The sequence below is a fragment of the Shewanella sp. MEBiC00475 genome, assembly GCF_005234075.1.
In the GTDB taxonomy this organism is placed as follows: Bacteria; Pseudomonadota; Gammaproteobacteria; order Enterobacterales; family Shewanellaceae; genus Shewanella; species Shewanella polaris.
Map to the genome: position 1 here is coordinate 3,064,586 of NZ_CP039928.1, position 12,474 is coordinate 3,077,059.

Annotated in this window: 8 protein-coding genes, 2 tRNA genes and 1 rRNA gene; 7 read left to right on the forward strand and 4 right to left on the reverse strand. The window is 42.1% G+C overall.

From position 1 onward, the window contains the following. Window positions 1-61: 61 nt before the first annotated feature. Window positions 62-790: a bifunctional protein-disulfide isomerase/oxidoreductase DsbC gene (gene dsbC, locus FCN25_RS13690; protein ID WP_137225691.1), complete on the forward strand. Its 729-nt coding sequence runs from the start codon at window positions 62-64 to the stop codon at window positions 788-790. A 128-nt stretch (window positions 791-918) separates the two neighbouring features. Further along, window positions 919-2,643 carry a single-stranded-DNA-specific exonuclease RecJ gene (gene recJ / locus FCN25_RS13695; RefSeq protein ID WP_137225693.1) on the forward strand — a complete coding sequence of 575 codons (1,725 nt, stop codon included), beginning with the start codon at window positions 919-921 and terminating at the stop codon, window positions 2,641-2,643. Between the two features lie 161 nt (window positions 2,644-2,804). On the opposite strand, the gene FCN25_RS13700 is transcribed toward recJ, so the two are convergent. The 3 genes from FCN25_RS13700 to FCN25_RS13710 form a co-directional block, all read right to left on the reverse strand. Continuing rightward, window positions 2,805-2,891 (reverse strand) — tRNA-Leu (locus FCN25_RS13700). Between the two features lie 59 nt (window positions 2,892-2,950). After that, a tRNA-Phe gene (locus tag FCN25_RS13705) sits at window positions 2,951-3,026 on the reverse strand. 318 nt (window positions 3,027-3,344) lie between these two features. Further along, complete coding sequence (locus FCN25_RS13710) at window positions 3,345-4,106, reverse strand: outer membrane protein assembly factor BamD (protein ID WP_137225695.1); 762 nt, start codon at window positions 4,104-4,106, stop codon at window positions 3,345-3,347. 123 nt (window positions 4,107-4,229) lie between these two features. Between FCN25_RS13710 and rluD the strand changes: the two genes are divergently transcribed. The 3 genes from rluD (at window position 4,230) to clpB (ending at window position 8,658) form a co-directional block, all read left to right on the forward strand. Further along, complete coding sequence (gene rluD / locus FCN25_RS13715; protein WP_137225696.1) at window positions 4,230-5,204, forward strand: 23S rRNA pseudouridine(1911/1915/1917) synthase RluD; 975 nt, start codon at window positions 4,230-4,232, stop codon at window positions 5,202-5,204. Beyond that, window positions 5,204-5,932, forward strand: a complete 729-nt coding sequence (gene pgeF / locus FCN25_RS13720) for a peptidoglycan editing factor PgeF (RefSeq protein ID WP_137225698.1) — start codon at window positions 5,204-5,206, stop codon at window positions 5,930-5,932. The genes rluD and pgeF overlap by 1 nt, the downstream gene beginning before the upstream one ends. Window positions 5,933-6,084: 152 nt before the next feature. Then, on the forward strand, window positions 6,085-8,658 hold the full coding sequence (gene clpB, locus FCN25_RS13725) for an ATP-dependent chaperone ClpB (RefSeq protein WP_137225700.1): 2,574 nt from the start codon (window positions 6,085-6,087) through the stop codon (window positions 8,656-8,658). Window positions 8,659-8,717: 59 nt separating this feature from the next. Here clpB and FCN25_RS13730 read toward each other — a convergent pair whose 3' ends face one another. Further along, window positions 8,718-9,164 carry a DUF4124 domain-containing protein gene (locus FCN25_RS13730; RefSeq protein ID WP_137225702.1) on the reverse strand — a complete coding sequence of 149 codons (447 nt, stop codon included), beginning with the start codon at window positions 9,162-9,164 and terminating at the stop codon, window positions 8,718-8,720. Window positions 9,165-9,261: 97 nt separating this feature from the next. Here FCN25_RS13730 and pssA point away from each other — a divergent pair, with 97 nt between their 5' ends. Together pssA and FCN25_RS13740 are read left to right on the forward strand one after the other, a co-directional pair. Then, window positions 9,262-10,113, forward strand: coding sequence for a CDP-diacylglycerol--serine O-phosphatidyltransferase (pssA, locus tag FCN25_RS13735; RefSeq protein WP_137225704.1), 852 nt, complete (start codon window positions 9,262-9,264; stop codon window positions 10,111-10,113). Between the two features lie 757 nt (window positions 10,114-10,870). Beyond that, window positions 10,871-12,415 (forward strand): 16S ribosomal RNA (locus FCN25_RS13740). Window positions 12,416-12,474 lie beyond the last annotated feature (59 nt).

The window sequence follows — 12,474 nt, forward strand, 5'->3', positions numbered from 1 at the left end:
TAAGTTTTATCTACTAAGTCGGGTCTATTCTAATCGAACCCGTGTAATTTTAGGAACTATCATGAAGTTAACCAAAGCATTAGCCCTTGTTGCCAGCCTTATTATCGCTCCTATAGTGTCTGCGGCACCTGCGACCGATGTCTCCAATGAATCAGCACTAAAGCAAAAACTCACTGAGACCTTGGGTGTCAACGTGACATTAATTCAACAATCTCCAGTTGATGGTTTATATCAAGCACTGACCGACCGTGGCGTATTATATGTAACTAAAGATGGCGCCAAGCTATTTCATGGCAATTTGTATGATATGGACAAAGGCATGAAAAACTTAACTGAGGCAGCATTAGCTGGACCTCGTATTAAATTACTCAAGCCATTTGAAGATGATATGTTGGTTTACAAAGCCAAAAATGAAAAGCATGTTGTTACCGTATTTACCGATGTTGATTGCGGCTATTGCCGTAAGTTACACAATCAAATGCAAGGTTATAATGATTTAGGCATTACTATTCGCTATTTAGCTTTCCCTCGTGCGGGTATTCCTTCTGCTAATGCTGATGAGATGCAAGCAGTATGGTGTGCCAAAGATCCTTTAAAAGCGATGACAGAAGCTAAAAACGGTGGCAATGTTAAAGCGGCTAGTTGTGGTATTGATATTGCTGCGCAGTATAAGTTAGGTGTGTCGTTTGGTGTTAACGGCACACCAGCATTGATTTTAGAAAATGGTGTTATGGTACCTGGCTATCAAGCTCCGGCAGAGTTATTAAATACTATCGAATCAAATTTATAATTCAGTTTTATTAACGCTGAATCATAAGTCCAAGCCGAAGAGTTTGTGCTAATAATATAAATCAAGGTGAGCTTCGGCTCACCTTTTTGTTATGCTCTATTTTCTTACCGTCCGATTAAGGTTGCCTTTTGTCTCATAAAATCGTCCGTCGCCCTCAGGTTGATGATAGCCATTTACCTGCTTCTTTACCGCCAATACTGAAACAACTCTATGCTCGCCGTGGAGTTAATGAAGATAACTGTGAATTAGTGCTAAATAAGTTGTTACGTCCAGATACTATGAAAGGACTTGCAGAAGCCGCCGTGATTATTGCAGATGCGATTGCTGCGCAACAATCAATATTGATTGTTGGCGATTTTGATGCTGATGGCGCCACGTCAACTAGTGTATGTATCTTGGCATTGAAATTAATGGGGGCTAAGAATGTCGATTACCTTATTCCTAATCGATTTGATTATGGTTATGGCTTAAGCCCTGAAATTGTTGCGGTGGCTTATAGTAAAAATGCCGATGTACTCATTACGGTCGATAATGGCATCTCGTCAATTGAGGGGGTTGCAGCTGCCAAATTGTTGGGGATGACGGTTGTTGTAACTGATCATCACTTGCCTGGAAGTTCATTGCCCAATGCTGATGTTATTGTCAATCCAAATCAACCCGGTTGTCAGTTTGCGAGTAAGTCTATTGCTGGTGTTGGGGTGGCGTTTTATCTCATGTCAGCTTTGCGAGCAGAATTAAGACAGCGTAATTGGTATCAACAGCAAAAAATTACAGAGCCCAATCTAGGAACATTACTCGATATTGTCGCGTTAGGGACTGTCGCTGATGTTGTGGCGTTAGACACTAATAACCGTATTTTAGTCAATGCAGGATTACAGCGTGTTCGTAATGGCCGCTGTCGTGTTGGTATTACGGCGTTGCTTGAAGTTGCAAAACGTAGCCCTGAAAAGATGGTTGCCGCAGACTTTGGTTTTGCAGTCGGCCCCAGATTAAATGCCGCTGGCCGTTTAGATGAAATGGCCTTAGGGGTTGAAACCTTATTATGTGAAGACATTTTTCTGGCCAGAAGAATGGCTGCCGAACTAGATGGATTAAACCAAGAGCGCCGCGAGCTTGAAACCGGCATGCAACAAGAGGCATTAAAAAGTTTATCGAAAGTGTCGCTCAATGAAGATGATTTACCCTGGGGCATTGCCATTTTTCAAGATGATTGGCATCAGGGGGTGATTGGGATCTTAGCCTCACGGATTAAGGATCGATATCAACGTCCCGTTATTGCCTTTGCCGATGCAGGTGATGGCGCAATAAAAGGTTCGGCCCGTTCGATTAAAGGTCTACATATGCGCGATCTACTTGAACGCATTAATGGCTTATATCCTGGAATGATAATCAAATTTGGTGGTCATGCGATGGCGGCGGGATTATCACTAAAAGAAGACGCATTCGAGCAGTTTAAGCAAGCTTTTGACAATGCTGTAAGGGAAGTCTTGGATTATGAACAGCTGACGGGAGAGTTACTCTCTGATGGTGAGTTGTCTACTGATTTAATGACACTTGATACCGCATTTTTATTACGTAATGCAGGGCCATGGGGGCAATCGTTTGAAGAGCCTTTGTTTGATGGCGTGTTTAATGTTATCCAGCAACGTATAGTTGGCGAAAAACATCTAAAGCTTTTGTTAGAGACAGAATGCGGCAGTATGATGTTAGATGGTATAGCTTTCAATATTGATTTAGCCATATGGCCTGATGCAACCATTAAGCATGCTCGTGTGGTGTATAAACTAGATGTGAATGAGTTTAGGGGTAACCAAACCGTGCAGTTAATGGTGGATTATATTGAACCTATGTAGCGGGTTTAATCTTTGATATACCATTTATTAGCAGAGATAAATGGTATTGAGATTGTAAATTATGTGCCGTCTTAAAATGTATTTATCATCTTTAAGTACAATAAATTAAAACAAAAAGGCCTCGCAATGCGAGGCCTTTTTGTAAAAAGTATAAAGTTATTTGGTACAGGTGAGAGGACTTGAACCTCCACGCCCTTTCGAGCATCAGCACCTGAAGCTGACGTGTCTACCAATTCCACCACACCTGCAAAACATGTATTGCGAAATAACTTTATTTTATTAGTCGCTAAAGCCACCAACATAAATATGGTGCCCGAACCCGGAATCGAACCAGGGACACGAGGATTTTCAATCCTCTGCTCTACCGACTGAGCTATTCGGGCGACGGACGCAATTTAAAGGGTTTTGACCTGCTTAGTCAACCTGTTTTTACTATTTATGTCAAAATTTGCTTCATTTGGATGTATTTTGTGCGCATCGAATGTTATTCAGCCAAAGCATCATAGTGAGTGTAATACTTCATTGTTATGCTGGTTAGTTACTTAAATAGTGTTATGGTGCATTTTTACTGAGTGATACTGAGACTAAGTAAACTAGAGTAGAGATAAATTTGCCAACGTTGGTTGGTCAGGCATAAAAAAACGCTCCGTGGAGCGTTTAATGGTAATAACTAATTAACTGCCGTTGAGATTAAATAATGGCTAGTTAGTTAATATCTCATTATTTGGAAAGTTTGCTTTCATCACAGTTTTAACGTGTTGTTGTAATTTTTCCTGACCTAATTCGCCATATGCTTCAGCCATAATCTCTAATGCTCGTTCAGTTGAAGGTGTTCCTGGGAATTTTTCCATAACTGTTTGAGCACGAACTGCAGCTGCACTCCATGCGTTCATTTTGATATAATATTCGGCAACTTTAATTGAATATTTGGCTAAACGGTTCTTTAAGAACTGCATACGTTGCTGTGCATCGGCAGAATACTTGCTATTTGGATACGATTTAATCAATCGATCGAAATCTTTAAATGCATCTTGGGCATTCTTTGGATCGCGATCGGTACGATCAATATTCATTAAATCGTGAAATAAGTAATTATCTGCCTGCATATTAGTTAAACCACGCATATAATAGACGTAATCTATATTAGGATGCGTTGGATTGAGGCGAATAAAGCGATCAATATTAGCAAGTCCCGAGGCTGCATCATCCATTTTGTAATACGCGTATATCAAGTCTAATTGAACTTGAGTTTTATGCGGACCAAATGGAAAACGTGAGTCTAATGCTTCAAGTGAACGGACGGCTTTAGAGTAATTACCTAATTCCATTGACGTTCTTGCTTGTGAATACAGTACCTCAGGTGATGCTTTATTGGCAACATCATCGTCTTCTGGACTGCTACTACAGGCTGTTAAAGCCAGTGAAAGTAATACTAGGGCGGCACCTTTGGCAATTTTATGCATACTTGAATTCAATTCTTTTTAAGTTGTTGTTAAGAATTTTTCCATTTCACGGTAAAATGGAAAACATCCGATTGTAACAGATAGTTCATTCACTTTGGACCCCTAAACTGGGGTACGGTTCCTATGACACAAGAGATTAATCTAAAAAGCGAGATCACAGCAACACAAACCGGTCTGAGATTGGACCAAGCATTAGCTGCTTTGTTCCCTGACTATTCGCGCACACGCATCAAGGAATGGATCCTATCTGGTGCAATTACTGTTGACGGTATCACAGTCGACAAGCCACGGGAAAAGGTTTTCGAAACTCAACTGATAGAAGTGACTGCCACTATTGAGGAAGAAGTGCGTGCACAAGCACAAAATATCGACCTTAATATTGTTTATGAAGATGATCATATTTTAGTGGTGAATAAGCAAGCAGGTTTGGTTGTTCATCCTGGTGCGGGCAATGCCGACGGCACATTGATGAACGCATTGTTACATCATTGTCCTAGTATTGAGCACGTTCCAAGAGCGGGTATTGTACATCGATTAGATAAGGACACCACGGGTTTAATGGTTGTTGCTAAAACGGTTGAAGCACAAACACACTTGGTAGCAGCCTTACAAGCTCGTGATATTGTTCGCGAATATGAAGCAATTGTATTGGGTACCATGACGGCTGGTGGCACTGTTGATGAACCTATCGATCGTCACGCAACTAGACGTACTCAAATGGCCGTGATACATGGTGGTCGCCCATCAGTGACTCACTATCGTGTCGCTGAGAAATTCCGGGCTCATACGCGTTTGCGTTTACGTTTAGAGAGTGGTCGAACTCACCAAATTCGTGTTCATATGGCATATATTGGACATGAGCTTGTTGGTGATCCTGTTTATGGTGGTCGACCTCGTCCTCCTAAATCTGCTAGCCCAGAGTTTTTTGAGCTGCTTAAAGGCTTTAATCGTCAAGCATTACATGCGGTGCGTTTAGAGCTTGCTCATCCATTTACTTGTGAAATCATGACATGGCATGCGCCTATTCCTGATGACATGGCTGAGTTAACTAAAGCACTACGAGTTGATACAGAGCTTAATCCGATAGTGTATTTATAATGCTTAAGCACGATTGGCTTATACCTGATAACGTTGCCATAGCAATGACAAATCGCTATGGCGGTATCAGTGTTAGCCCTTTTGATAGTTTAAATCTAGGTTTACATGTTGGCGATAAGCCTCAAGATGTATTAGCTAATCGTGCAATTTTAAGCGAAACATTATCACTACCCGCTAAGCCAACTTGGCTCGAGCAAGTCCACGGTACTAATATCGTCGATTTACAGACGTTGAGCGCAGATAGCTCAATAACGTTGGCGGATGGTAGTTATTGCAATCAATTTGGTAATGTTTGCGCGGTAATGACCGCCGACTGTTTACCGATATTATTGTGTAATCAACAAGGTACTGAAGTGGCGGCTGTCCATGCTGGATGGCGTGGTTTGTGTGAGGGTGTCATTGAGCAAGCCTTGACGATGTTTAAATCTGCACCATCAACATTGAATGCTTATTTGGGGCCTGCAATTGGCTCTTCTTCATTTGAGGTTGGCGGTGAGGTTCGTGATGCTTTTATCAATAAAGATCCGCAAGCTTCAAGGTACTTTGTACGTCATCACACCAAATACTTAGGTGATTTAGTTGGGCTGGCTAAGCTGCGTTTGTCTGCTGCGGGTGTCATTCAAGTCTATAGTGCTGATGTGTGCACCTTTTCAGATCCTGATTACTTCTCTTATCGTCGAGATAAACAAACTGGCCGAATGGCTTCGTTAATTTGGCTTAAATCCTAAGTTATTTGTTTGAGTTTAAAAAATACACGATTTGTTGATGTAGATTAAGTTTTAAGCTTGAAATTAAATAAAATGCCCCCATCATTAGGATAACAAATTATTCGTTTCTGAATTAATTTCCCTTCCATAAGTGTCAGATCCTAGGAGGTTGTATGAGACTCGATCGTATGACTAATAAGTTTCAAATTGCCATTTCCGATGCTCAATCGTTAGCCTTGGGGCGCGACCATCAATTTATTGAACCTATTCATTTAATGATGGCGCTATTAAATCAAGATTCCGGTTCTATTCATTCTTTGCTCACGCAAGCGGGGATTCGCGTCAGCGCGCTTCGTTCAGCTGTTAGCCAAGCGTTAGAGAATTTACCGCAGGTTGAAGGTACTGGTGGTGATGTTCAGCTGTCACAAGGGTTAATTCGTTTATTGAATCTTTGCGATAAATTAGCCCAAAAGCGTAAAGATAAATATATTTCATCGGAATTGTTTATCTTAGCCGCATTGGAAAATAATGATCAGCTTGCCAAGGCATTGAAAGATGCTGGTGCGACCAAAGAATTAATGGAAAAAACCATTGAAGATATGCGTGGTGGCCAGAATGTCGATGATCCCAATGCTGAAGATCAACGCCAAGCGTTGAAAAAATTTACTGTAGATTTAACCGAACGCGCTGAACAAGGGAAATTAGACCCTGTTATTGGCCGTGATGAAGAAATCCGCCGTACGATTCAAGTATTACAACGCCGAACAAAAAATAATCCAGTATTAATTGGTGAGCCTGGCGTGGGTAAAACTGCTATTGTTGAAGGTTTAGCACAACGTATTGTTAATGGCGAAGTCCCTGAAGGAATTAAAAATAAGCGTGTTTTATCATTGGATATGGGCGCGTTAATTGCGGGGGCTAAATATCGCGGTGAGTTCGAAGAGCGCTTAAAAGCAGTCCTCAATGAGCTATCCCAAGAAGAAGGTCAGGTCATTCTGTTTATTGATGAGCTGCATACAATGGTCGGCGCAGGTAAGGGCGAGGGCGCAATGGATGCTGGTAATATGCTTAAGCCGGCATTAGCGCGTGGCGATCTGCATTGTGTTGGTGCAACAACGCTAGACGAATACCGCCAATATATTGAGAAAGATGCCGCATTAGAACGTCGTTTTCAAAAAGTGATTGTTGATGAACCGAGTGTTGAAGATACCATTGCTATTTTACGTGGCTTAAAAGAACGTTATGAATTACATCATCATGTAGAGATTACTGATCCTGCTATTGTTGCCGCTGCAACAATGTCACATCGCTATATTTCAGATAGAAAATTACCAGACAAAGCTATCGACTTAATCGATGAAGCGGCATCTAGTATTAGAATGCAAATTGATTCTAAACCAGAAGCGCTAGATCGATTAGAACGTCGTGCTATTCAACTAAAACTAGAAGAGCAAGCGTTAAGTAAAGAGTCTGATGATGCCAGTCGTAAACGTCTAGAGTTTTTACAAAATGAACTGAGTGATGTTGAAAGTAAAGTCTCAGAGATGAATGAGATTTGGCATACCGAAAAAGCTGCACTAGCTGGAACTCAACATATTAAAGCCGACCTTGAACAAGCTAGAATGGACTTGGAAGTGGCTCGACGTGCTGGGGACTTAACACGTATGTCCGAACTACAGTATGGGCGTATTCCTGAGCTTGAAAAACAGTTGGATTTAGCATCTCAAGCAGAAATGCAAGATATGACATTGCTGCGTAATAAAGTCACGGAAGTAGAAATCGCTGAAGTGTTATCAAAAGCTACCGGTATTCCTGTGTCGAAAATGCTCGAAGGTGAACGAGAAAAGCTATTGCACATGGAGGCTGCATTACACGAACGTGTTATCGGTCAAAATGAGGCTGTCGAAGCGGTATCTAATGCCATTCGTCGTAGTCGTGCTGGTCTTGCTGATCCTCAACGTCCAATCGGATCCTTTTTATTCCTTGGACCAACTGGTGTCGGTAAAACTGAGCTATGTAAAGCGTTAGCTAAATTCTTATTCGATACTGAATCCGCGTTGGTGCGTATCGACATGTCTGAATTTATGGAAAAACACTCAGTGTCACGTTTGGTCGGAGCCCCTCCAGGATATGTAGGTTATGAAGAAGGAGGGTATTTAACCGAAACAGTACGCCGTAAACCTTACTCAGTGATATTGTTAGACGAAGTTGAGAAGGCGCATCCAGACGTATTTAACGTATTACTGCAAGTATTAGATGATGGTCGTTTGACTGATGGTCAAGGCAGAACGGTTGATTTTAAAAATACTGTCATCATTATGACTTCGAACCTTGGGTCAGATATTATCCAAGAGGGATTTGGTCATGCGAGTTATGAAGAGATGAAAGCTGGGGTCATGAATGTGGTGACACAAAGTTTCCGTCCTGAGTTTTTAAACCGTATTGATGAGTCAGTGGTATTCCATCCATTAGATGAAGAAAACATCAAACATATTGCCAGCATTCAATTTGAGCTCTTACGCAAACGTTTGCTTGAAAAAGAGTTCGATATTGAATTGTCTGATGAGGCTCTAACGTTAATCGCGGATGCTGGATTTGATCCTGTCTATGGTGCAAGGCCATTAAAACGCGCATTGCAGCAAGAAGTTGAAAATCCGCTAGCCCAAAAATTACTCCGTGGTGAATTACTACCAGGTAAGATGATTAAAGTCGTAGTGAAAGAGGGCAAGTTGGCATTCGCTCAATAATGTGATTTAGCATTATCAAGTTATGCTGATATAAGAAAGGGAGCTGTTGCTCCCTTTTTCTATTGTTGTGTATTGCAAAATAAACGGATTCGGTCAGTATTTTCATTTATCGCTGCTTGTCTTTGTTCTTCTGTCATGGTCACTGTTTCGCCGCTTTCTTTGTTTTGTTGGCTTAACTTACTGTGGGTCTTTAATACGTTAAGGCTGTGTTTAGCACTTTCACAGATATCTTTCGCCTGTTGCTTATCCTTTTGGTTAATAATTTTTGCCGATTTCTCTAATTCAGATTCCACTTTAACGGAAGATTTTTTCTGTGGTGTGTGGGTGCCTATTTTAGACGGTTCCATATCTTCACTGTAAATCTTGTTAGCATCTACATTTTGAGGCTGTTGTTGACTGTAATGAACTACACCCTTTTCATCTACCCAAGTGTAAATTGTCGCGGCAAATAAGCATGTACTAAATGCAAAAGTGGTTAAAACAATAACTAAACGCATAATTCCCATTTGAGTATCCTAAAGCTAATTGACGTTATGCTTGAATGTATAAAAATATGCTATCTTGATTATAAATCCAACATCTAAACGATAATATTTAGAGTGTATGCAAAATTCATCCAATCACCCAGTAAAAAACAAAGGTATTTACTTATTACCTAACTTGTTTACCACAGCAGGATTATTTTCGGGTTTTTATGCGGTTATTTCATCGATGAATGGCCATTTTGAATCTGCTGCCATTGCTATTTTTATCGCCATGATTTGTGATGGCCTTGACGGCAGAGTTGCAAGACTTACAAATACGCAAAGTGATTTCGGTGCCGAATACGACAGTATGGCAGATATGGTCTCCTTCGGTATGGCCCCAGCTTTATTAGTTTATAACTGGGCGTTACAGGACTTAGGTAAAATTGGTTGGCTTGCATCCTTTATTTATTGTGCATGTGCAGCATTAAGGTTGGCTCGTTTTAATACTCAAGTCGGTGTGGCTGACAAAAGGTTTTTTCAAGGGCTTGCAAGTCCAGCTGCGGCTGCTTTAATTGCTGGAAGTATCTGGAGTGGTAGTAAATATGGAATTGATACAACAAATATAAATTACATAGCTGCAATAATTACCACATTAACTGGACTGCTAATGGTCAGTAATTTCCGCTATCACTCTTTTAAAGACGTTGATTGGCGAAGTAAGGTAAATTTTGTCGTAATGTTAATGCTTGTCGGTGTATTCGTTATTATTTCTGTAGAACCAGCAATCATACTTTGCCTAGGTTTCTATATTTACGCACTCTCTGGACCGATTATTACCATTAAAAGAATTAAGAAACTAAAAGTGGAACATATTGTTGGTGATGAATTGAATAAACAAGATACACAACAACCTTCATCTATCGATAACGCTCCTAATACTAATAGTACTGATAGCAACAAGAGTACAAAAGATAAAACAGGAAGTTAAGAAGTGATCATGAACCACAGTAACGCTTAATAATAGCGTTGGGTTTTATTAGGTATAGATTACATTCCCATAAATTGTTTGTCCTTATCTCTTCATTAAAAAGCACCTACGCATCATATTTCTAAAATTAGAGCTTTCATTTAAGCCTCATTACATCTTAATCAATAAACCTTTGTATTTTAGATGTAGCGTAATGGAATGAAATTTAACCTTGTTGACTGCTTTTAGTACTGCGTTGTTTGAATAGTGTTCGGTCGGTTGCTTTTCTTCTAAAAGGTATACAAAAGGGCTTGCACTAAATCCTGTGTTGCCTATAATGCGCATCCACTGACACGGCAGACAGCGCAAGCGGTCACCGGGTTAGGTTGAATTAAGTGCTTCAAAACACTGAGTTCAGCAGCGAAAAGAAAGTTTGAAAAAACACTTGACGCCAACACGGGGAAGCGTAGAATACGCACCCCAAGCCAACGACCTAGCGTCTTAGGCTGCTAACATGAAAGACTTAAACTTCTTCATAGTGAGCAACGTTCTTTAACAATCTAAACAAGAAATCTGTGTGGACATTCACAGGTATTGAGTTATTCGAAATTGTCTTCTGTTCTTCGGAATGTTGGCAATCAAAAAATTTCAACTCAATGCAACGATGAATGTTCATAGCAATATGTAACAAGCATTTTATAGATTCTTCCGAGTTTATAAGGTGTAAATCAGAATTCATTGAGCCGAGATATTCCTAACAGAGTATTTCAAAAAACTTTAATTGAAGAGTTTGATCATGGCTCAGATTGAACGCTGGCGGCAGGCCTAACACATGCAAGTCGAGCGGTAACAGAGAGGAAGCTTGCTTTCTTTGCTGACGAGCGGCGGACGGGTGAGTAATGCCTAGGGATCTGCCCAGTCGAGGGGGATAACAGTTGGAAACGACTGCTAATACCGCATACGCCCTACGGGGGAAAGGAGGGGACCTTCGGGCCTTTCGCGATTGGATGAACCTAGGTGGGATTAGCTAGTTGGTGAGGTAATGGCTCACCAAGGCGACGATCCCTAGCTGTTCTGAGAGGATGATCAGCCACACTGGGACTGAGACACGGCCCAGACTCCTACGGGAGGCAGCAGTGGGGAATATTGCACAATGGGGGAAACCCTGATGCAGCCATGCCGCGTGTGTGAAGAAGGCCTTCGGGTTGTAAAGCACTTTCAGTAGGGAGGAAAGGTAGCGTGTTAATAGCACGCTGCTGTGACGTTACCTACAGAAGAAGGACCGGCTAACTTCGTGCCAGCAGCCGCGGTAATACGAGGGGTCCGAGCGTTAATCGGAATTACTGGGCGTAAAGCGTACGCAGGCGGTTCATTAAGCTAGATGTGAAATCCCCGGGCTCAACCTGGGAATTGCATTTAGAACTGGTGAACTAGAGTCTTGTAGAGGGGGGTAGAATTTCAGGTGTAGCGGTGAAATGCGTAGAGATCTGAAGGAATACCGGTGGCGAAGGCGGCCCCCTGGACAAAGACTGACGCTCATGTACGAAAGCGTGGGGAGCAAACAGGATTAGATACCCTGGTAGTCCACGCCGTAAACGATGTCTACTCGGAGTTTGGTGACTTAGTCACTGGGCTCCCAAGCTAACGCATTAAGTAGACCGCCTGGGGAGTACGGCCGCAAGGTTAAAACTCAAATGAATTGACGGGGGCCCGCACAAGCGGTGGAGCATGTGGTTTAATTCGATGCAACGCGAAGAACCTTACCTACTCTTGACATCCACAGAAGCCGGAAGAGATTTTGGTGTGCCTTCGGGAACTGTGAGACAGGTGCTGCATGGCTGTCGTCAGCTCGTGTTGTGAAATGTTGGGTTAAGTCCCGCAACGAGCGCAACCCCTATCCTTATTTGCCAGCACGTAATGGTGGGAACTCTAGGGAGACTGCCGGTGATAAACCGGAGGAAGGTGGGGACGACGTCAAGTCATCATGGCCCTTACGAGTAGGGCTACACACGTGCTACAATGGCGTATACAGAGGGTTGCAAAGCCGCGAGGTGGAGCTAATCTCACAAAGTACGTCGTAGTCCGGATTGGAGTCTGCAACTCGACTCCATGAAGTCGGAATCGCTAGTAATCGTAGATCAGAATGCTACGGTGAATACGTTCCCGGGCCTTGTACACACCGCCCGTCACACCATGGGAGTGGGCTGCAAAAGAAGTGGGTAGTTTAACCTTCGGGAGAACGCTCACCACTTTGTGGTTCATGACTGGGGTGAAGTCGTAACAAGGTAGCCCTAGGGGAACCTGGGGCTGGATCACCTCCTTACCTATACGACTAACTCAATACCTAAAAGTGCAGCGATGCATGTGAGTGTTCACACAGAT

Coding starts and splice junctions, on each gene's coding strand:
- dsbC (WP_137225691.1), top strand. CDS start 62: ATGAAGTTAACCAAAGCATTAGCCCTTGTTGCCAGCCTTATTATCGCT.
- FCN25_RS13730 (WP_137225702.1), bottom strand. CDS start 9,164: ATGGGAATTATGCGTTTAGTTATTGTTTTAACCACTTTTGCATTTAGT.
- pgeF (WP_137225698.1), top strand. CDS start 5,204: ATGCTTAAGCACGATTGGCTTATACCTGATAACGTTGCCATAGCAATG.
- FCN25_RS13710 (WP_137225695.1), bottom strand. CDS start 4,106: ATGCATAAAATTGCCAAAGGTGCCGCCCTAGTATTACTTTCACTGGCT.
- pssA (WP_137225704.1), top strand. CDS start 9,262: ATGCAAAATTCATCCAATCACCCAGTAAAAAACAAAGGTATTTACTTA.
- clpB (WP_137225700.1), top strand. CDS start 6,085: ATGAGACTCGATCGTATGACTAATAAGTTTCAAATTGCCATTTCCGAT.
- rluD (WP_137225696.1), top strand. CDS start 4,230: ATGACACAAGAGATTAATCTAAAAAGCGAGATCACAGCAACACAAACC.